The sequence below is a fragment of the Pseudomonas sp. LS.1a genome (genome assembly GCF_022533585.1).
Taxonomy (GTDB): domain Bacteria; phylum Pseudomonadota; class Gammaproteobacteria; order Pseudomonadales; family Pseudomonadaceae; genus Aquipseudomonas.
In genome coordinates this window covers 3,459,155-3,481,772 of record NZ_CP092827.1, presented here as the reverse complement: position 1 = coordinate 3,481,772, position 22,618 = coordinate 3,459,155, and the positions used below count along the sequence as shown (strand labels likewise).

Here is a 22,618-nt window from a genome sequence, read left to right as displayed (position 1 = left end):
TCTCCCTCTAACAACAAGGAACTCCCGCCATGCAGCGTTCGATCGCTACCGTGTCCTTGAGCGGCACCCTGCCGGAAAAGCTCGAAGCCATCGCCGCCGCCGGTTTTGACGGCGTCGAGATCTTCGAAAACGACCTGCTCTATTACGCTGGCAGCCCGCGCCAGGTGCGGCAGATGTGCGCCGACCTGGGTATTGCCATCACCCTGTTCCAGCCGTTCCGCGACTTTGAAGGCTGCCGCCGCGACCGCCTGCAGAAAAACCTCGACCGCGCCGAGCGCAAGTTCGACCTGATGCAGGAACTGGGTACCGACCTGGTGCTGGTGTGCAGCAACGTCCAGGCCGATGCCCTGAGCGAAGAACAGTTGTTGGTCGACGACTTGCGCCTGCTGGCCGAGCACGCCGGCAAACGCGGCCTGCGCATTGGCTACGAAGCCCTGGCCTGGGGCCGCCACGTCAATACCTACCAGCAAGTCTGGAACCTGGTGCGCCAGGCTGACCACCCGGCCCTCGGGGTGATCCTCGACAGCTTCCACACCTTGTCGCTCAAGGGCGACCCGAGCGCGATCCGCGATATCCCCGGCGACAAGATCTTCTTCGTGCAAATGGCCGATGCGCCGATCCTGGCCATGGATGTGCTGGAGTGGAGCCGTCACTTCCGTTGCTTCCCGGGGCAGGGCGAGATGGACATGGCCGGTTTCCTGGCGCCAATCCTCGCCACCGGCTACCGCGGGCCGCTGTCGCTGGAAATCTTCAACGACGGCTTCCGCGCGGCACCGCCCCGGCAGAATGCCGCCGACGGCCTGCGTTCGCTGCTGTACCTCGAGGAGCAGACTCGCCTGCGCCTGGAGCAGGAAGGCACGCCGATCGAACCCGGTGTGCTGTTCACCCCACCGGCGGCCAGTGCCTATGACGGTGTGGAGTTCCTCGAATTCGCGGTCGACGAGGCCGTTGGCGCGCGCCTGGGTAGCTGGCTGAAGCGCCTGGGCTTTGCCGAAGCCGGCAAGCACCGCAGCAAAGCGGTGCAACTGCTGCGCCAGGGCGATATCAACATTGTGCTGAACGCCGAACCCTATTCCTTCGGCCACAACTTCTTCGAGGCCCACGGGCCGTCGCTGTGCGCCACCGCGCTGCGGGTCAAGGACCAGCAAGCTGCCCTGAAGCGTGCCACCGCCTACCGTGGCCAGCCGTTCCGCGGCCTGGTCGGGCCTAACGAGTGTGAAGTGCCGGCGGTACGAGCGCCGGATGGCAGCCTGCTGTATCTGGTGGAGCAGGGCACGGCTGGCCAGACCCTGTACGACACCGACTTCAGCCTGGACAAGAGCGCCACGGCCACCGGCGGCCTGCGCCGCATCGACCACATGGCCCTGGCCCTGCCAGCCGAGTCGCTGGACAGCTGGGTGCTGTTCTACAAGAGCCTGTTCGATTTCGCTGCCGATGACGAAGTGGTGCTGCCGGACCCTTACGGGCTGGTCAAGAGCCGCGCCCTGCGCAGCCAGTGCGGCACCTTGCGCCTGCCGTTGAACATTTCGGAAAACCGCAATACCGCCATCGCCCATGCGCTGTCCAGTTACCGTGGTTCGGGGGTGCACCACATTGCCTTCGATTGCGACGACATCTTCCGCGAAGTGGCGCGGGCCAAACTGGCTGGCGTACCGCTGCTGGAGATCCCGCTGAACTACTACGACGACCTGGCGGCGCGTTTCGATTTCGACGACGAGTTCCTCAGCGAACTGGCCTACTACAACGTGCTGTACGACCGCGATGCCCAGGGTGGCGAGCTGTTCCACGTGTACACCGAGCCGTTCGAAGAGCGTTTCTTCTTCGAAATCATCCAGCGCAAGGGTGGTTATGCCGGTTACGGTGCAGCCAACGTCGCGGTGCGCCTGGCGGCCATGGCCAAGGCCCGCAGCGGGGCGGTGCGCAAGCCGGTCCTCTGACCCTGGCGCGGTCCCTGTAGGAGCGGCCTTGTGTCGCGATGGGCCGCAAGGCCGCTCCTACGACCGCGTATGCTTCAAGGGCGCTCGGCCACCAACAGCAGCGACTGCGGCAGCGCACTCTGCGGGTGCTGTGGCTCCTGCAAACCGACCAGCCGCAACCCCGCCATGTCCAGCGCGTTCAGCCAGCTGGCCAGGGTGCGGAAGTACCAAGGCATCACGTGCCAATCCCCGGCGAGCCCGGCAAACGACTCCTCCCGCCAGCCATCCTGGTAATTCCCATCCGCCACGCTCCATGGGTGCAGGGTCTGGATCACCAGCGCACCGCCTGGCACCAGCAACGCATTCATCGCCGCCAGCAGCGGGATGATGTCCTGCTGCAACAGGGCGAAGTTGGCACAGACCAGGTCATAGTCCTGGCCAACATAGGCCTGCGCATCGACCAGCTGTGCATAGCTGGCCAGGTGCACCTCGGCGGAACCCGCAGCGCGCGCGGCATCCACCAGCGCCCGGTCACCATCCACACCTACTGCTTCGACACCACGGTCGCCCAGCGCCCGCAACAGCCAGCCTTCACCACAGCCCAGGTCGAGCACGCGTTCGGGTTGGCGACCAAGAATGGCCAGCAGGATGGCCTGGTCGGTGACCTGGCGGCGGCTCTCGATGGCGCCACTGCGCACCGCGTCGATCCAGGCCTGGGCGTTGTGCTGCCAGCTATCGAGCAAGGTATGTTCAGGGTTGCGCATGGTCATCTCCGTTGTGGTCGATTCCACCAGCGGCCGCCAGAGCGATCAGCTGGCCGCAGCGCGCTGTCGCTTGACCCGGTACATATCGCCATCAGCATGGCGCAGCAGCATGTCGGCGTCGCTGCCGTCCTCGGGGAAACAGGCCACGCCAATGCTGCAGGAAGGCGCGTCGATGCCCGCAAACTCGGCGCCGAGTGGCTCGGCCATGGCTGCCAGGATACGTGCCACCTGCTCGGCAATGGTCTCTGGCGATGCGTAGTCGGTCAGTAGCACGGTGAACTCGTCACCGCCCATTCGGGCTACTGTATCGGTCGCACTCACACAGCCTTCCAGGCGCCGTGCCAAGGTGCACAGCACCCGGTCACCCACGCTGTGCCCATGGTTATCGTTGATGTCCTTGAAGTCATTGATATCGATGAACAGCAACGCCAGCGGGTGGTTGTGGCGCCGGGCCGCGGCAAGGGCGGTGTCAAGCCGCTCGTTGAACATGGCCCGGTTGGCCAGGCGGGTGAGGGGGTCATGGTGGGCCAGGAAGCGCAGTTCTTCCTCGGCCTGGCGTTGGGCGGTGATATCCCGCGCCACACCGATGCGGGCATCGGCCTCGTCGGACCAGCAGGCCGCCCACAGGATATGCACGATACCGCCATCCTTGCGGATGTAGCGGTTGCGGAAGTCGTAATGGGGATGGCCGCTCATCACCCGGACGATCGATGCACGCGTGATCGCCAGGTCGTCAGGGTGCATATAGTCGGTGATCGGGGTGCCGATCAGTTCGCAGGCCTGGTAACCCAGCAGCGCCTCGCAGGCATCGCTGACGAAAACGATCTGGTTGTCCCTGTCGACCACGAACACCGTGTCCAGCATCAGGTGGATCAGCCTGGGGTATAACGCTTGCAGGTCGACGGGCATAGGTCAGGGCGTCCGCGGCGGGGTGACCGATCATAGCCTGAAATGGAACAAAATGCGGTAGGCGCCGCTGTGGGAGCGGGCCGATAGTCAGTTGCTCACCACCAGTTCCGGTCCAAGGTAATCGTTGATCTGCTGGATATCGTCATCCCCCAGGCTACCCACCGACGACGCCAGGCGCAGCCGCGACATCAGGTAGTTCAACTTCGCCTCGAACAGGTCGTGGCGGGCGTCATACAGCAACTCTTCGGCATTGAGCACATCGGAGTTGGTGCTGGTGCCGCCTTCCTTGAAGCCCTTGCGGGCCGAAAGCAGCGAGCGTTCGTTGGACGCCACAGCCTTTTCCAGCGCCTGAATGCGCAAGGCGCCACTCTGCACGCCGCGGTACTCGCGAGTGGTGCCGGAAATCACTTCCTGGCGCGTGGCGTCCAGTTCATCCAGGGCCTTGGAACTGTTGGCACTGGCCTGGCGGGTGAGGGCACTGGTACCGCCACCGCTGTACAGCGGAATGTTCAGCTCCAGCCCGATCGAGCTGTAGTGGTTGCGCTGGTTCAGTTCGGAAATCGACTGGCTGCTGCCAGCGGTATAGCCCGCCACGAAATCCAGGGTCGGCCAGTGCCCGGCGCGGGCGCGCTTCACTTCTTCTTCGGCCAGCTCGTAGCTGTGCCGGCGCGCATGAATCAACGGGCTGTCGGCCTGGGCCTTGACCAGCCAGTCCTGCAGGTTGCCCGGTATCAGGGGCGGTGTGTTGAAGCCTGGCTGCAAGGTGGTCAGCGACTGCGGGGTTTCACCGATGTATTCCTCCAGCTTGCGGCGGGCGTTGACCAGGTTGTCCTGGGCCTCGATCAGGTCAGCCTCGGCCAGGTCGCGGCGGGCCACCGACTCGTCGATGTCGGTGATGGTGCCGGCACCCAGCTCCATGCGCCGCTTCGCCGACGCCAGCTGCTCTTCGAAGGCATTCAGCTTGGCCTTGGCCAGGGTGATGGTTTCGCTGGCCAGCAGCACGTCGAAGTAAGCGTCGGCCAGGCGCACCGCAGCGTCCTGGCTCTTGGCGTCGAACACTGCCACGCTGTAGTCGGCACGTTGCTGGCCCTGACGGTATTCGGCCATCTTCTGCTTGTTGAACAGCGGTTGGCGCAAACGCACGTTGGCGCCCTTGGAGTCATAGTCCAGGTCGCTGTCCCGGCCACTCTGCCGCTGGCTGCCATTGACCTTGTTGAAGTAGCCAGCCGCGTTGATCTGCGGTAGCAGGCCGGCCTGGCCGATGGCGCGGTTCTCGCTGCCGGCTTCTTTCTCGTGCACCGCGGCGCGGTAGATCGGGCCCTGGTACTGCAGCAGGTCCCAGGCTTGTTTCAGGTCCATGGCACTGGTCTGTGCGGACAACCCCAACAGGCAAAGCATCAGGCACCGGTGATTCATTCACTGCTCCTTGAACGAGGCGTCCACGCGTTCGAGCATCGGTTTTAGCAGGTAGCTTAGCAGGTTGCGCTCGCCAGTCTTGATGGTGACGGTGGCCGGCATGCCGGGGCGGATGTGATTGCTGCCCAGCAGGCCCATGCCGTCCTGCGTCACCTCAACCTGGGCCAGGTAGTACGGCTGTTTGCTTTCTTCGTCCATCAGGCGGTCGGCGGAGATGGTCTTGACCCGCCCTGGGATGTTCGGCGTCTTCGCATGGTTGAAGGCCGGGAAGGCGAGGTCCACGTCCAGGCCCGGGACCATCTTGTCGATGGCCTGTACCGGGATCATCGCGTCGACCTGCAGCGGCTGGTCGAGCGGCACCACCTCCATGATCTTGACCCCAGGCTGGATGATGCCGCCGACCGTGGCAATGCTCAGGGCCTGGACCATGCCGTCGATCGGCGAGCGGATCACCGTGTGGGTCACTTCGTAGTCCAGCGCGCGCAGGCGGTCGGCCAGGGTGGTGTTCTCCTTGGCGGTATCGGTCAGTTGCGACTCCACTTCCTTGAGGTAGTCGTGCTGGCGTTGCAGCATGCGCAGCTTGATCTCGGTGGCCTGGCTGCGCGTGCGGGCAATGTTGTTGAGGTTTTCCGCCTGGCCGGCGGACAGGTCGGCATTGTTGCGCTCCAGCTCCAGCAGGCGGTTGCGTGGCACGTAGCCTTCGGCGGCCAGCACGCGGGTGCCTTGCAGTTCCTGGTTGAGGAAGCCAATCTGCGAGGCACGGGCGCCGTACACCTGCTGCAGGCCCTTGAGCTGTACCGCAGTGGCGGCGAGGTTTTCCTCGAGGATGCTCAGTTCACCGGCAAGGCCCGCGCGGCGGGTGTCCAGCAGGCGTTGTTGCAGGTCCATGGCTGCCAGCAGGCGCGGGTCGTTGCCGTAGTGCTTGAGCAGGGCTGGGTCGAAGGTGACCGTGTCGCGGCCATCGCGCTCGGCTTCCAGGCGGTTTTCCACGGTCTTGCTGACGATGTACTGGGCACTGACTGCGCCCTGTTCGGCCACTGCGCGCAGGGCGTCGAGGCGTACCACCTCCTGGCCTTTCTTCACCATATCGCCTTCGCGCACCAGGATTGCCTCGACCGTGCCGCCGGTCAGGTGCTGTACGGCCTTGCGGTTGCTGGTGACCTTGACCGTGCCGGTGGCGACCACCCCGGCATCCAGTGGCGCCAGGCACGACCACAGCAGGAAGCCGCCAAAGCCGGCGATGACCATCCATACGCCCCAGCGTGCCGGCCGGCCCATGTCCAGGTCGATCCCGTTGCGGGCCTCGGCGGGAATCAATTCGGTGTGTTGGGTCATCTGCATGATCGATCACTCCCGTGCTTTTACCGAAGCCAGCGGCGCAGCGGTTGCCGCCGGGATCACGCTGGCCTTGCGCAGCGCCGCGAACACTTCGTCGCGGCTGCCGAGCATGTGTACAGCGCCGTCACGCAGCATCAGCACCTTGTCGACCGCACACAGCACATTGGGCCGGTGGGAAATCAGGATTACCGTGGCACCGCGTGCCTTGAGTTCGGCCAGCGCATCGACCAGGGCCTTTTCGCCAACGTCATCGAGGTTGGCGTTGGGCTCGTCCAGCACTACCAGGTTCGGCTCGCCATACAGCGCACGGGCCAGGGCAATGCGTTGCTTCTGGCCACCGGACAGCGGGCTGCCGTCGGCGGCCAGACGAGTGTCGTAGCCCTGCGGGAAGCGCAGGATCATGTCGTGCACGCCGCTGCTGCGGGCAGCGCGGATCACCGCCTCGCTGTCCACTTCTGCGAAGCGTGCGATGTTCTCGGCGATGGTGCCCTCGAACAACTCCACGTCCTGCGGCAGGTAGCCGATCCACGGCCCCAGTTCGGCTTTGTTCCAGGTGAAGATATCGGCACCGTCCAGGCGCACCTTGCCGGCCTGGGTCGGCCACACGCCTACCAGCAGGCGGGCGAGGGTGGACTTGCCGGAGGCCGAAGGGCCGATGATGCCCAGGCTTTCACCCGGGACCAGGCTGAAGCTGACCCCACGCACGATGTTGTTGCTGGTGCCGGGGGCGCCAGCGATCACGTTTTCCACGGCCAGCATGCCCAGTGGCCGCTGTAGCGACATGCTCGGTGGCCGCTGCGGGTAGTCGTGCAGCAGGTCGTTGAGCCGGCCCCAGGCGGAACGGCAGCCCAGCAGTTGCTTCCACGCGGCGATCACCTGCTCTACCGGGGCCAGGGCGCGGCCGGTGAGGATCGAGCAGGCGATCATCATGCCGGGGGTGATCTTGCCTTCGATTGCCAACAGTGCGCCGGCGCCAAGGATTACCGACTGCAAGGTAATGCGCACGAAGCGCCCGGTGCTGCTGATCAGCGCGGCGCGGTCGGAGGCCAGGGTCTGCATCTGCAGGATGCGCAAGTGGCCCTGGTACCAGCGCTTGCCGATCGCCGGCAGCATGCCCATGGCTTCGATCACTTCGGCGTTGCGCAGGTTGTTGTTGGCGTAGCTGGCCGACGACATGGCCGCCTGGTTGGCTTCGGCCAAGGGTTTTTGCGTGGCCTTTTCGGTGAGGTAGGCCAGGCCCACCAGAATCAGCGAGCCGATCAGCGTGACCAGCCCCAGCAGTGGGTGGATCAGGTAGCTGACCAGCAGGTAGATCGGCGTCCAGGGGGCATCGAAGAAGGCGAACAGGCCGTTGCCGGTCAGAAACTGCCGCACCTGCGCGAGGTCCTGCAGGGCCTGGGCCGGGTTGCCGCCGGCGCGGCTCAGGTTGCGCTCGAAGGCGGCGCTGAAGATGCGTCGGTTGAGGTCCATGTCGAGGAAGTTGCCTACCCGGATCAGCACGCGGGTGCGGACCATCTCCAGGGCTGACATCAGCATGAACAAACCGATCACCAGCAGGGTGAGCATGCTCAGGGTGGTGACGTTGCGGCTGACAAGAGCGCGGTCGTACACCTGCAACATATAAATTGCTGGCGTCAACATCATGACGTTTATGACACCGCTGAAGGCGGCCAAGGCAAAAAAGCTACGGCGCAGGCGGAACAGCACGTCGGCCAGCTCGGAACGAGTGCGTGGTGGCTTGTGCATCGGGGCCTCCCTTTTATCGCAAATCGGGAAGCCCTTGCGGCGCCCCGTACAGCGGTAGTCGTGGCTTCTGGCTGGCTCGCAGGCGGATCGCTCTTATGGCGAATGGTCCAAAACGCTGCGTAGCTCCCACATGCTGGAGCGTAGGTTGCAGCGACATGGACGGTAATATCGTTTCGCTCTATCGGGTCTTTGAAGTTTTCATAAGTGCCAATAAAACAGCTATTTGCAACGCATTATCACCGTGTGGTGTTTTTTTCGACGAAATATTGACAAGCTTTTCGCCTGCGACTTTAGTCTGATGTATTCGGACCCTGTGCGAGCTGGGGTCGATGCATGTGCGTTACAGCTGTATCGCATGCTTAACAACGCCCCCGGACAGTGGGTGCCGGCTTGCGAATGAGAAGGCCAGTGGGGCCGGCACAAGCGTGTTGTGCGCCCTGCGCCTGGAACACAGAACCAGTATCTGCGCACGTCAATACTGACTGGGCGCGGGAAGGACCCTGTTGCCCTGTGTCATCTCCCGACAGATCGAGGGCAATTTGAAATGGCCAATTTCAGCAAGTCGGACCTTGAATTCATCCTGCAACAGATTTTCATCGCCGAAGCCCACGCCGATGGCGCGAACCTGATCGACCTGCTGCCCAACAGCCAGGTACCGTTCGGTTTGCGCACCGTGGACGGCAGCTACAACAACCTGGTGACCGGGCAGAGTGAATTCGGTGCCTCCGACAACTCGTTCCTGCGCCTGCTCAGCCCCTCCTTCAGCGGCGATTATGCGGGCACCGGCACGGTCACCGATTCGCAACCACGCACCATCAGCAACCTGATAGTCGATCAGACGGCGAACAACCCGGCTGCGGTGGAGGCCAATGGCGGTGCTGCTCCGGTGATCAGCCCCGGCATCGATGGGGTGTTCGGCACCGCTGACGACACGCAAGTGTTCTTCATCCCCAACGTGTCGCCCGACGCCGGCCTGACCGCCGGCTTCAACGCCTGGATGACATTCTTCGGCCAGTTCTTCGACCACGGTCTGGACCTGGTCACCAAGAGCAGCACCGACTTCGTGTTCATCCCGCTGCAGCCGGACGACCCGCTGTTCGACCCCAACAGCCCGACCAACTTCATGGTGCTGCCGCGCGCCGTGCGTACCGCTGGCGCCGATGGCGTGGTGGGCACCGCCGACGATGGTCAGACCAACACCACTTCGCCGTTCGTCGACCAGAGCCAGACCTACAGCTCGCACCCCTCGCACCAGGTGTTCCTGCGTGAATACACGCTCAACGCCGCAGGCGACCCGGTAGCCACCGGACGGCTGATCACCAACCGTGACCTGGGCCCCGATGGCCGCTTTGGCACCGCCGACGATGGCAGTGGCGAAAGCGGTGGTATGGCCACCTGGGCAGTGGTCAAGGCCCAGGCCCGCGACCTGCTCGGCATCAACCTGACCGACGCCGACGTGCACAGCGTGCCACTGCTGGCCACCGACCCCTACGGCAACTTCGTGCGCGGGCCCAACGGCATGCCGCAGGTGGTGATGCGCGTGAGCAATGGTGCCGACGGCATCGCCGGTACCGCCGACGACGTCACCACGCTGGTCGAAGGCAACCGCGACGCGCCCATCAGCTTGGCCAATGCCGTGAGCAGCGGGCATGGCTTCCTTGACGACATCGCCCACAACGCCGCGCCGGTGATCGTGAATGGTGTGCTGCAGGCCGACGCCGATACTGCCGTCGGTAACGCGCAGCCGGTGGGGCCAGGTGGCAACAACCTTACCTACGACAACGAACTGCTCGACGCCCACTACATTGCAGGCGACGGCCGGGTCAACGAGAACATCGGCCTGACCGCCGTGCACCACGTTTTCCATTCCGAGCACAACCGCCTGGTGCAGCAGACCAAGGACACCCTGCTGGCCTCCGGTGACCTGGCGTTCCTCAACCAGTGGCTGATCGATGATGTCGCTGCCATCCCCACCACGCCCGCTGAAATCGCCGCGCTGGTATGGGACGGCGAGCGGCTGTTCCAGGCCGCCAAGTTCGGCACCGAAATGCAGTATCAGCACCTGGTGTTCGAAGAGTTCGCCCGCACCATCCAGCCGCAGATCGACGAGTTCCTGGCCCCCAATGGCTACGACACCTCGATCAACCCGGCCATCCTCGCCGAGTTCGCCCACGTGGTGTATCGGTTCGGCCACTCGATGCTGACCGAAACCGTCGACCGCTTCGACCCGGCGTTCAACCCGGTGTCAGCCGACCCGAACAACCCCGATCAGCAGCTTGGCCTGATCGCCGCCTTCCTCAACCCGCTGGCATTCGCTGGCAGTGGCGCAACCGCTGATGAAGCGGCCGGCGCGATCATCCGCGGCGTCACCCGCCAGCTGGGCAACGAAATCGACGAGTTCGTCACCGAAGCCCTGCGCAACAACCTGCTTGGCCTGCCGCTCGACCTGCCGGCGCTGAACATCGCCCGTGGCCGCGACACCGGCATCCCCACCCTGAACGAGGCACGCCGCGAGTTCTATGCTGCAACCGGCGACAGCCAGCTCAAGCCGTACATCAGCTGGGTCGATTTCGGCGACCACCTCAAGCACCCGGCGTCGCTGATCAACTTCATCGCCGCCTACGGCACCCACGCCAGCATCACCGGGGCAACCACCCTGGCCGATAAACGCGCCGCGGCCGTGGCGCTGGTGCTTGGCGGTGCCGGCGCGCCAGCGGACCGCCTGGACTTCCTCAACGGCACCGGTGCCTATGCCAACGTGACATTGGCCGGCGCGGACGGTATCGCCGGCACCGCCGACGATATCAGTGGGGTGACCGTTACCGGCGTCGATGACATCGACTTCTGGGTCGGTGGCCTGGCCGAGAAGAAAATGCCATTCGGCGGCATGCTCGGTTCCAGCTTCAACTTCGTCTTCGAAACCCAGCTGGAAGCCCTGCAGAACGGCGACCGGTTCTACTACCTGTCGCGTACCGCGGGCATGAACTTCGGCACCGAACTGGAGAACAACTCCTTCGCCAAGCTGATCATGGCCAACTCGGATGTGACTCACCTGTCCAACACTGTGTTCCTCACCCCAACCTTCACGCTCGAGGTGAACCAGGCCAACCAGTTCACCGGGCTGGGCGCCGATGGCCGGGCCGACCCGACCGGCGGGATCATGATAAACGGCGTGGAGATCGTACCGCTGGTGATCCGCGACAATCCCGATACCGTGGGCAGCGACACCAACTACCTGCACTACACCGGTGAAGACCATGTGGTACTGGGCGGCACCTCCGGCAACGACATCATCATCTCCGGCGAAGGCGACGATACTGTCTACGGCGACGCCGGTAACGACACGCTTGAAGGTGGCGCCGGTAACGATGCGGTACTGGGTGGCGCAGGTGACGACATCATCACCGACTCGTTCGGTGACAATCGTCTGGAAGGCAACGACGGCAACGACGTGATCGTCGCCGGCAGCATGCTGGCGGCCGGCAACCTGATCCTGGGTGGCAACGGCCAGGACTTCATCGTCACCACCGAAGACATCACCACCACCTTTGGCGGCCAGGGTGATGACTTCATCCTCGGCGCCAAGACCAACCTGCCACCTACCGGCAACGAGGGTGACGACTGGATCGAGAAGGGCACCCAGGACGGTGCGCCCGGCGACAACTTTGCGCCGCTGCTGGGTGATGAAGTGGTCGGCAACGACATCTTCGTCGGTGGCGGTGGCTTCGACGAAATGATCGGGGAGGGCGGCGACGACATCTTCGTCGGCAGTGACGCCCAGGACAAGATGGACGGCATGTCCGGTTTCGACTGGGTTACCAACAAGAATGACCAGGTTGGCGTCACCGTCGACCTGACCCTGGCCGCCCTGGCTCAGCCCCATGGCAACGCACCGAACCAGAACGCTGGCGTGTTCAACCCGGTCGGCGCCTCGCCGGCTTCCATCCTCGACCGCTTTGCCGAGGTCGAGGGCGTGTCCGGTTCGAACTTCGCCGACGTGCTCAAGGGCGACAACGTCGATGCCGTGACCATTGTCAACCATGGCGGTGCCACCGGCAGCGCCTTGACCAACGTCGCGTTGATCCGCGGCTTGCAACAGTTCCTGGCCGATGCCGGGTTGCCGACCACTGGCTTTGCCACCGGCAACATCATGCTCGGCGGCAATGGCAGCGACCTGATCGAAGGTCGCGGCGGCGATGACCTGATCGACGGCGACAAATGGCTCAACGTGCGCATCGCGGTGTATGCCGCCGATGACGTCAATCATACCGGCCCTGAAATCGCCAGCTTCGACAGCATGGTCGACATGATTCCGTTCATGCTCGACCGTACCTACAACCCTGGCCAGCTCAAGGCCGTGCGGGAAATCCTGCCCGGCACCTCGACGGGGGGCGCGGCGTTCGACACGGCTGTGTTCTCGGGGATTCAGGGCGAATACACGGTGACGCAGAACACCAAAGGTACGCTCGACACTTCCGATGATGTCTGGACGGTGACCGACAACGTGGCTGGCCGCGACGGCGTCGATACCCTGCTGCATATCGAGCGCTTGCAGTTCGCCGACAGCCAGCGGGTGCTGGTTGAGGGGCTGAATGCGCAGCCTACCGGCAGCCCGGCCATTACTGACGGCAACGGCGGTGCGATTACCGTGGGCGATGTCCTTACGGTAAACGTCGCCGGTGTGTTGGATGCCGACAACATCAGCGCCGGTAACCCGCAGGGTACGCTCGCCGACCGTTCGGTGTCGTACTACTGGCAGTTCGAGGCCACCCCGGGCAGTGGTGTGTTCGAGGACATCATCCTGCTGCCAGCCGGCGACCTGGCGTTCCAGAGCGCCGACGGCACCACATTCAAGGTGTCGCCAGACCTGGCCGGGCTAGCCCTGCGGGTCAAGGCGATCTACCAGGACGCCCACGGCACTACCGAAGTGCTGTTCTCCCAGCCCACCGCCGTGGTGCAGCCGGGCGCGCCTGTGGTAGTGACACCGGCCACGCCGGTGGTGGATGCCACTGCAGGCGGTGCCGGTCTGCACATGGTGCGCTCCGACCTCAACTTCATCCTCGACCAGATCAAGATCGCCGAGGCTGACGCCAACGGGGCAGACATCCTTTCGTTGCTGCCGAACATCCGTGCGCCGCTGGGCCTGCGGGCGGTGGATGGCTCGAACAACAACCTGATGAACCTCAATGGCATCAACAACACCGAGTTCGGTGCCAGCGACAATGTCTTCCCGCGCTTGACCGATCCGGTGTTCAACCCGGCCGAAGGTGCGCCTGCGGGCTTCTTCGGTCCTGGCTCGCCGGCCATTCCGGGCTCGTCGTACCAGCAGACCAGCGGCCCGGTGTTCGACTCGCAGCCGCGCACCATCAGCAACCTGGTCGTCGACCAGACCTCCAACAACCCGGCGGCCTATGCCACCGCGTATGATCCGGGTGCCGACGGCGTGCTCAACTTCGGCGCCGTTGGCAACGACGACGTGCTCAAGGACGGTGTGCGCATCGTCGCCAGCCCGGGCCTGGACGGCCAGTTCGGTACCGCTGACGACCACGACGTCTACCTGTTCGAGAACACCGCTGCCGATGCTGGTCTGTCCGCGCCGTTCAACGCCTGGATGACCTTCTTCGGGCAGTTCTTCGACCACGGCCTGGACCTGGTGACCAAGGGCGGTTCGGGTACCATCTACATCCCGCTGCAGCCGGATGACCCGCTGTACGTGGAGGGTGGTTTCACCAACTTCATGGTGGTGACCCGGGCCACCAATCTGCCTGGCGCGGACGGCGTGCTTGGCACGGCCGACGATATTCACGAGCATACCAACACCACCACCCCGTTCGTGGACCAGAACCAGACCTACAGCTCGCATCCTTCGCACCAGGTGTTCCTGCGCGCCTACGTGCTGACCGACGACGGGCCGGTCGCCACCGGCCGATTGATCACCAATCGGGACCTGGGTGCCGACGGCAAGTACGGTACCGCTGACGACACTGAAATCGGTGGCATGGCGACCTGGAAGGTGGTCAAGGCCCAGGCCCGCGATGTGCTCGGCATCAACCTCACCGATGCCGACGTCGACAACGTGCCGCTGCTGGCCACTGACGCCTATGGCAACTTCATCAAGGGGCCCAATGGCTATCCGATGGTGATCATGAAAGGCCTCGACGGCATTGCCGGCACGGCCGACGACCAGCAGGTCGAAGGCAACCCGGCCGCGCCACTGGACCTGACCAACGCGGTGCGCACCGGTCATCAGTTCCTTGCCGACATCGCCCACAATGCCGTGCCGGTATTCAGCGCTGGGGTACTGGCGCCGGATGCCGATAGCGTTGCGGGCAATGCCGTGCCGGTGAACCCGCAGACCGGTGCCAACCTGGCCTACGACAACGAGCTGCTCGATGCTCACTACATCGCCGGCGACGGCCGGGTCAACGAGAACATCGGCCTGACCGCCGTGCATGCGATATTCCACTCCGAGCACAACCGGCTGGTGGCACAGACCAAGGACACCGTGCTCGACTCGGGCGATCTGGCCTTCATCAACGAGTGGCTGCTCAACCCGCTGACCGCGCTGCCGGCCAATCAGGCCGAGATCGACGCGCTGGTGTGGAATGGTGAGCGCCTGTTCCAGGCGGCCAAGTTCGGTACCGAGATGCAGTACCAGCATTTGGTGTTCGAGGAGTTCGCCCGCACCGTGCAACCGCGGGTCGACCTGTTCTTCGCTCCGACCCAGGTGTATGACGTCGACCTCGATGCGTCGATCGTGGCCGAGTTCGCCCACACCGTGTACCGCTTCGGCCACTCGATGCTGACCGAGACTGTCGACCGCTTCAACGTCGACTTCACTGTCATCGGCGACCCGAACAGTGCCAACCCCGACCAGCAACTGGGCCTGATCGCGGCGTTCCTCAACCCGCTGGCGTATGCCGCCAGTGGCGTTACCCCCGAGGATGCCACCAGCGCCATCGTGCGCGGGGTCACCCGCCAGGCCGGTAACGAAATCGACGAGTTCGTCACCGAGGCGCTGCGCAACAACCTGCTCGGCCTGCCGCTGGACCTGCCGGCGATCAACATCGCCCGTGGCCGCGACGTCGGCATCCCTTCGCTGAACGCCGTGCGCCGCGACATCTACGCGCAAACCGGCGATACCCAGCTCAAGCCGTACACCAGCTGGGTCGACCTGGTGCAGCACCTGAAGCATCCGGAGTCGCTGATCAACTTCATCGCCGCCTACGGCACCCACAGCACCATCACCGGAGCCGTCACGTTGCTGGAAAAACGCGCAGCGGCCATGGCCTTGGTGTTCGGCGGTGACGGTGCACCAGCCGATCGCCTGGACTTCCTCAACAGCACCGGCGCCTACGCCAACGTCACCCTGCCTGGCAAGGATGGCGTGCTCGGCACCGCCGATGACCTGAGGGCGGTTACCGTGACCGGGGTCGATGCCATCGACCTGTGGATCGGCGGCCTGGCTGAAGCGAAAACCCCGTTCGGTGGCATGCTTGGCACTACCTTCAACTTCGTGTTCGAGAACCAGATGGAGAAACTGCAGGATGGCGACCGCTTCTACTACCTGGAGCGCACCGCTGGCCTGTCGATGAACGCCGAGCTGGAAAGCAACTCGTTCGCCAAGCTGATCATGGCCAACACCTCGGCCACCCACCTGCCGGGCCTGGTGTTCTCCGACCCGGGCTTCTACCTGGAAGTAGACCAGAGCAAGCAGTTCAACGAAGGCCTGGGCAGCGCCGACCCACTGGGCGAAAATGGCGAGCAGGTGGTGTTCCGCGACAGCCCGCTGACGGCAGGCCCGGACACCAACTACATCCGCTATGCCGGTGCCGAGCACATCGTGCTGGGCGGCACTGATGGTGATGACATCCTGGTGTCCAGCGAGGGTGACGACACGGTCTGGGGCGATGGTGGCAACGACCGCATCGAGGGTGGCGACGGCAACGACCAACTGCGTGGTGGTACCGGCGACGACATCATCAGCGACATGGGTGGTGACGACAATATCCAGGGCGGCGACGGCAACGATGTGCTGCACGGCGGTAATGGTATCAACCTGATTATCGGTGGTTTCGGCAACGACTTCATCGTCACCGGTGAGGACGCTTCCGAGGCCATTGGCGGCCAGGGCAATGACTTTATCCTGGGCAGCAAGGCCAACGAGCAGGACATGGGTAACGAAGGCGACGACTGGATCGAGAAGGGCACCTCGGACGGTGCGCCTGGCGACAACTTCGACCCGCTCGGCAACGACCCGGTCATTGGCCACGACGTGTTCATCGGTGGCAACGAGAACGACAAGTTCAATGGTGAAGGCGGCGACGACATCATGGTCGGCAGCCTGGGCTTCGGTGACCGCTACATCGGTGGTTCCGGTTACGACTGGGCAACCTTCAAGGGCCTGGCCCAGGGTGTGACCATCGACTACAGCGACCGCTTCTTCGATGTGCCGCCGGTACCGGGGTCGGGCGCGTCCGCGCTGGTGCGCTTCGACATCATGGAAGGCCTGTCGGGTTCGGCCCATGGTGACTTCCTGCGCGGTGACAGCGAAACCGCCGCCACCTTGCCGACCAACGGTGCCAACGGCAGCGTGCTGACCAACATCAACCTGATCGACGGCCTGGCGGGCCTGCTGGCTGCCGGGGCGACGTTCTACGATGGTGGCAACATCATCCTCGGCGGCAGTGGCAGCGACCTGATCGAAGGCCGTGGCGGTGACGATATCCTCGACGGTGACAAGTGGCTGAACGTGCGCATCAGCGTGCGCGCCAACAGCGACGGCACCGGCCCGGAAATCGCCAGCTACGACAGCATGGAGCCGATGGTGCCGCTGATGCTCAATGGCACCTACAACCCGGGCCAGCTGGTGATCATCCGCGAAATCCTCAACGGCACCGACAGCTACGACACGGCGGTGTTCTCGGGGGTGTCCACCGACTACAGCGTGGTGGTCGATGGCAACTCGGTGATCGTCACCGACCTGGTGGCCGGGCGTGATGGTGTCGACCACCTGACCGGTATCGAGCGCCTGCAGTTCTCCGACAGCTCGCAGGCTTCCGGCGTGGGCACTGCCGTCAACGCCGGCCCAACGGGCCACCTGGCGATCCTCGACGCTGCCACTGGTCTGCGTAACGACACATCGGTCAGCGGCCAGCTGCTGCGGGTGAGCAACGTGGCGGTGCACGATGCCGACAACGTCGGCGCAGGCAATGCCAGCGGTGCCGTCAACGGCCCGATTGCCTACTACTGGCAGGTCGAGCGCCTGCCGGGCTCGGGGGTGTACGAAGACATCACCTTCGTCGCCGCCGGCGAGGTCTCGCGGGCGATCGGCAGCACCTACCGGGTGACCGATGATGTAGCAGGCCTGAACATCCGCGTACGCGGAGTGTATCAGGACACCAAGGGCACGCTGGAAATCGTCGATTCGTCGCCGAACAACGCGCCGACCGCCGGGCCGACCGTGACCGGGCTGCTGGTGCAGAACCAGACCCTTACCGCCAACACCGCAACCATCGTCGATGCCGACGGGCTGAGCAACCCGCAGTTCACCTTCCAGTGGCAGTCCAACCGGGGCCTGGGCTGGGTCAATATTGCCGGTGCCATCAGCAGCACCTTTGTCCTGACCCAGGAACAGGTGGGGCAGAACATGCGGGTGTTGGTGAGCTACGTGGATGACGTCGGCGTACATGAAAGCATCGCCTCCGACATCCTCGATCCGGTGGCCAACGTCAACGATGCGCCCACCGGTGCCGTGCTGATCAGCGACACCACGCCAGATCAGGGGCAGACACTGACGGCACTCACTGGCGGTATTGCCGATCTGGACGGGCTGGGTGCGTTCAGCTTCCAGTGGCAGCAAGGTAGCGGTACGACGTTTACTGACATTGCCGGTGCAACTACGGCTACCTTCACCCCAGGTCCGTCGCAGGGGCACTTCCAACTGCGCGTGCTGGTGCGTTACACCGATGGCTTCGGCGCCCTGGAAACGGTGACCTCTGCACCGACGGCGGAGGTGCCTGCGGTGCCAGGCGTGACGCTGGTGGGTACAACCGCAGCAGATACTCTGACCGGCACAGTGGGTGACGACGTTCTGCTTGGTCTGGCTGGTAACGACACGCTCATTGGCTTGACCGGGTTCGATCAGTTATTCGGTGGCGATGGCGACGACACGCTCGATGGCGGAGAGGGTAACGATACCCTCGACGGCGGTGCAGGCAACGACGTGCTCAATGGTGGGCTGGGTGCAGATGCGATGACGGGCGGTACCGGCAACGACACTTTTGTCATCGACAACGCGGGTGACACAATCAGCGAGGCGGCTGGCGGGGGCTCGGACCAGGTGCAGACCAACCTGGCAAGCTACACCCTGGGCGCTAACCTGGAGAACCTGAGCTTTACTGGCACCGGCAACTTCATCGGAGTGGGTAATCCTCTGGCCAATACCATCGTCGGTGGTGCCGGAAACGACTTCCTCAACGGTGGTGCAGGTATCGACCAGCTGGTGGGTGGTGCCGGTAACGACAGTTATGTAGTCGACAATGCCGCTGATGTGCCCGTGGAACAGGCAGGCGGTGGTACTGACCTGGTGCGGACGACGCTGGCCAACTGGACGCTGGGTAACAACCTGGAGAACCTGAGGTACTTTGGCGTCGCCAACTTCACCGGTACCGGTAATGCCCTGGACAACGTCATCACCGGCGGTTCAGGTAATGACATCCTAACCGGCAACGCCGGTAACGACACACTCGACGGTGGGCTCGGCACGGACACCATGATCGGCGGAGCTGGTGATGACACCTTTGTCGTCGACAACGCCGCAGACGTCGTCGTCGAGGTGTTGGGCGGAGGTTCCGATCTGGTGCGCACCAGCCTGACGAGCTACACCCTCGCGGCTAATCTGGAGAGCCTGAGCTTTACCGGTACTGGCAACTTCACAGGCGTAGGTAATGGCCTGGCCAATACCATCGTCGGCGCGGCCGGAAACGACTTCCTCAACGGCGGCGCGGGTATCGACCTGTTGGTGGGCGGTGCCGGGAACGACAGCTATGTGGTCGATAATGCCGGGGACGTGCTCGTGGAACAGGCAGGGGCTGGTACCGATCTGGTGCGTACGACGCTGACCAGCTGGACGCTGGGCAATAACCTGGAGAATCTGGCCTACTTTGGTGCCGCCAACTTCGTCGGTACCGGTAACGGCCTGAACAACGTCATTATCGGCGGCTCGGGCAATGATGTCCTGAACGGTGGGGCAGGCTCAGATGCCATGGCAGGTGGTGCCGGGAACGACACCTATGTCGTCGACAACGTGGGTGACACCGTCACCGAGGCGGCTGGCGGCGGTACGGACCAGGTGCAGACCAGCCTGGCCAGCTACACCCTAGGCGCCAACGTGGAGAACTTGAGCTTTACCGGCACTGGCAACTTCTCAGGTGTAGGTAATGGCTTGGCCAACACCATCGTCGGCGGCGCCGGAAGCGACTTCCTCAATGGTGGTTCGGGTATCGACCAGATGGTGGGCGGCGCCGGCAACGACAGCTATGTAGTAGACAATGCCGGGGACGTGCTTGTGGAACAGGCCGGTGGTGGTACTGACCTGGTGCGCACCACGCTGACCAGTTGGACGCTGGGCAACAACCTGGAGAACTTGAGGTACTTCGGTGCCGCCAACTTCACCGGTACCGGTAATGCCCTGAACAACGTCATCACCGGTGGCTCAGGTAATGACACCCTAACCGGTGGTGCGGGTAACGACCAACTACTGGGTGGCATTGGCAACGATACCCTGGACGCAGGTGACGACAACGACAGTCTCGACGGTGGTCTCGGCGACGATATCCTGAACGGTGGGGCGGGTAGCGACACGCTGTTCGGCGATGATGGCAACGACATCCTGTCGGGCGGCAGTGGCAATGACTTCATCAACGGTGCGGCTGGCAACGACACGGTAAACGGCGGCGCGGGTGATGACACCATGATGGCTACTGATGGCAATGATGTCTTCCAGTTCGCCGCCGGCTTCGGCAATGACCTGATCATCAACTTCGATAGCGATGCGACGGGTGGGCAGGACCTGCTGGATATCACTGCCTTCAACATCACCGCGGCCACCTTTGCCGCCAACGTTACCATCGCCGATGACGGTGCGGATACGCTGGTCAGCATCGGTGCTACCGACTCCATCCGCCTTGTGGGGGTGGCGGATGCAACCACTGTGACTGCAGCGGACTTCAATCTGGTAGGTTGAGGGCCTGAGGGGTACGCGCCAAGGGCCGCTTTGCGGCCCATTCGCGGGCAAGCCCGCTCCCACAGGGATATCACAGCCCTCAGGCTTGGTGATATCCCTGTGGGAGCGGGCTTGCCCGCGAATGGGCCGCAAAGCGGCCCCTGTCGCACGCGGTCATTGGATGAACCGGACCTGGCTGTCGATCTTCTCGATCACCGCCCCCTTGCGCTCGTTGAAGCGGGCCCTGTTCTGCTCGAACAGGTTGTTGCCCTTGGTGTCGATGGAGATGATCAACGGGCCGAACTCGCGCACGCGGTTCACCCACAGCGTCTCCGGCATGCCCAGGTCCTGCCATTCCGCGCGCTCGATCTCTTCCACCTGGGTCGCTGCCAGCACCGCGCAACCGCCTGGAAACACTGCATGCACTGCCTTGTTCTCAAGGCTATCATCGAACTGGGCCGCGAACTGCCGGTCGACCTGCGTGGCGGCGCCTGGCGGTGTGGCAGTAAGGCCGCTCAGGAACGATCCGCCCCAATCAGGCAGTGACTACTTTCTTGAAGCCTTGCCGCTGGGCACATGCAGGTAGGACATCACGCTTTCTGTCAACTCTGTCGCCAGCTTCACCGCTTCCTTGTTGCGCGCCATGGCGCCGGCTACCAGCCCTTCTATAAGTGCCAGCACGGCAATGTTGGAGCTGGTAAGCACCGGATGATCGGCGGGTGCGAACAACACGTGGTGAGCGATGGCTGTCAGGGGGGAAGCGGGCGAATCGGTAATCGCCAGCACCGTGGCATTGCGTTCGCGGGCAAAGCGCGACAGCTGAAGGGTGTCCTGGGAGTAGCGGGGCAGGGTAATCGCCAGCAGCACATCCTGCTCGGTGATGGCAGCCAGACGGTAGGCGGCATTCTCGTTGCCACCCTCCATGCTGATGGCACAGGTGTCCTTACAGAACGGTACCAGCGTCGAGGCCGCGAGGCCGGCCATGTAGACACTGTTGCCGAAACCCAGCACGTAGACTTTGCGTGCCGCAATCAGGTTGCTGACGAAGGCTTCGAACGCATCGGCCTGGTTGTTGCTGGCGGCAGTGGCCAGGTTGCTGCTGGCGCTCTGGATCTGCTCATGCAGCCCAAAATCGCCACCGGGCCGCTGGGCCAACTCATTGCGCAGTTTGTCCACGGGCGAGACCATTTGCTGCAAGGTCGTCACCAGCTCGGCTTTCATGCCGCTGTAGCCGCCCAGTTGCAGGGCCTTGGCCAGGCGATTGACGGCCGCTGGCGAAGTGCCGGTGGCTTGGGCCATGTCTTCGATGGTCAGGGTCGCTGCCTTCAGCGGGTGACGCAGGATGTAATCGGCGACCTTGCGCAGCGAAGGCGGCAGGTCGGTCAGGCTCTCCGACAACTTGCGCATGACTGGCGAGGCGTACACGGTGGTGTTTTTCGAATTGCTCGGCATGCGGCTCAACACTCCCTGAATGAGTGCCATAGTGTATCCCAAGGCTTCCCCGGCAGCAGCCGGGGGCGCCTGTGGAGGCTTACTTGAGGCTGCCGGCAAGGAATTGCTGCAAGCGTTCGGACTGCGGACGAGCGAGTACCTCGCGCGGATCGCCACGCTCCAGGGCCAGCCCCTGATGCAGGAACATGACCTGGTTGGAGACTTCGCGAGCGAAGCCCATTTCATGGGTGACCACCACCATGGTCCGGCCCTCCTGGGCCAGCTCCTGCATCACCTTCAGCACCTCGCCGACCAGTTCCGGGTCGAGCGCCGAGGTCGGTTCATCGAACAGCATCACCTCCGGCTCCATGGCCAGGGCCCGGGCGATCGCCACGCGTTGCTGTTCGCCACCGGACATGTGTGCCGGGTAGGCGTTTCGGCGATGGCTGACGCCGACCTTGTGCAGGTAGTACTCGGCTTTCTCACGGGCATCCTTGCGGCTCATGCCCAGCACATGCACCGGGGCTTCCATGACGTTGTCCAGGGCGCTCATGTGTGACCAGAGATTGAAATGCTGAAAGACCATGCTCAGCCGTGAGCGCAGGCGCTGCAGTTGTTTCGGGTCAGCGGCCCGCAGCCCGGCGCGTGGGCAGGTACGCAACTTCAGGCGTTCGCCATTGACCATGATCTGCCCGGCATTGGGTTGCTCGAGCAGGTTGATACAGCGCAGGAAGGTGCTTTTGCCCGAGCCGCTGGAGCCGATGATGCTGATCACGTCGCCTGCCTTGGCCTGCAGCGAAACGCCCTTGAGTACCTGGTGGTTGCCGTAGCTTTTGTGCAGGTCCTGAATTTCCAGTTTGTTCATCGATGGG

The 22,618-nt window shown here is 63.7% G+C and carries 9 protein-coding genes and 1 pseudogene; 2 read left to right on the top strand and 8 right to left on the bottom strand.

Features of this window, described 5'->3' with window-relative positions:
* Positions 1-29 precede the first annotated feature (29 nt).
* Positions 30-1,937 carry a 3-dehydroshikimate dehydratase QuiC gene (quiC, locus tag MKK04_RS15925; RefSeq protein WP_207836214.1) on the top strand — a complete coding sequence of 636 codons (1,908 nt, stop codon included), beginning with the start codon at positions 30-32 and terminating at the stop codon, positions 1,935-1,937.
* A gap of 74 nt (positions 1,938-2,011) precedes the next feature.
* Here the strand turns inward: quiC and MKK04_RS15920 are convergent, their stop codons facing one another.
* The 5 genes from MKK04_RS15920 to MKK04_RS15900 form a co-directional block, all read right to left on the bottom strand.
* Positions 2,012-2,680 (bottom strand): class I SAM-dependent methyltransferase, encoded by a 669-nt coding sequence (locus MKK04_RS15920; RefSeq protein WP_241105661.1) that lies wholly within the window; start codon positions 2,678-2,680, stop codon positions 2,012-2,014.
* Positions 2,681-2,725: 45 nt separating this feature from the next.
* Positions 2,726-3,589, bottom strand: a complete 864-nt coding sequence (locus MKK04_RS15915) for a sensor domain-containing diguanylate cyclase (protein WP_241105660.1) — start codon at positions 3,587-3,589, stop codon at positions 2,726-2,728.
* 87 nt (positions 3,590-3,676) lie between these two features.
* The gene (locus MKK04_RS15910; RefSeq protein ID WP_207836204.1) at positions 3,677-5,005 is read right to left on the bottom strand and encodes a TolC family outer membrane protein; all 1,329 of its coding nucleotides are present in this window, start codon (positions 5,003-5,005) and stop codon (positions 3,677-3,679) included.
* Complete coding sequence (locus MKK04_RS15905; protein WP_207836202.1) at positions 5,006-6,346, bottom strand: HlyD family type I secretion periplasmic adaptor subunit; 1,341 nt, start codon at positions 6,344-6,346, stop codon at positions 5,006-5,008.
* Between the two features lie 6 nt (positions 6,347-6,352).
* Positions 6,353-8,089, bottom strand: a complete 1,737-nt coding sequence (locus tag MKK04_RS15900; protein WP_207836200.1) for a type I secretion system permease/ATPase — start codon at positions 8,087-8,089, stop codon at positions 6,353-6,355.
* A 544-nt stretch (positions 8,090-8,633) separates the two neighbouring features.
* Between MKK04_RS15900 and MKK04_RS15895 the strand changes: the two genes are divergently transcribed.
* Positions 8,634-20,336 (top strand): peroxidase family protein, encoded by an 11,703-nt coding sequence (locus MKK04_RS15895; RefSeq protein ID WP_241105659.1) that lies wholly within the window; start codon positions 8,634-8,636, stop codon positions 20,334-20,336.
* A 153-nt stretch (positions 20,337-20,489) separates the two neighbouring features.
* On the opposite strand, the pseudogene MKK04_RS15890 reads toward MKK04_RS15895, so the two are convergent.
* The 3 genes and pseudogenes from MKK04_RS15890 to MKK04_RS15880 all read right to left on the bottom strand — a co-directional run.
* Positions 20,490-20,756 (bottom strand): annotated as a pseudogene (locus tag MKK04_RS15890) (fumarate hydratase C-terminal domain-containing protein); the annotation flags it as partial.
* Positions 20,757-20,861: 105 nt separating this feature from the next.
* Positions 20,862-21,767 (bottom strand): MurR/RpiR family transcriptional regulator, encoded by a 906-nt coding sequence (locus MKK04_RS15885; protein ID WP_046613995.1) that lies wholly within the window; start codon positions 21,765-21,767, stop codon positions 20,862-20,864.
* Between the two features lie 79 nt (positions 21,768-21,846).
* A complete protein-coding gene (locus MKK04_RS15880; RefSeq protein ID WP_207836191.1) occupies positions 21,847-22,611 on the bottom strand; it encodes an ABC transporter ATP-binding protein in 765 nt (254 codons plus the stop codon).
* Positions 22,612-22,618: the final 7 nt, after the last annotated feature.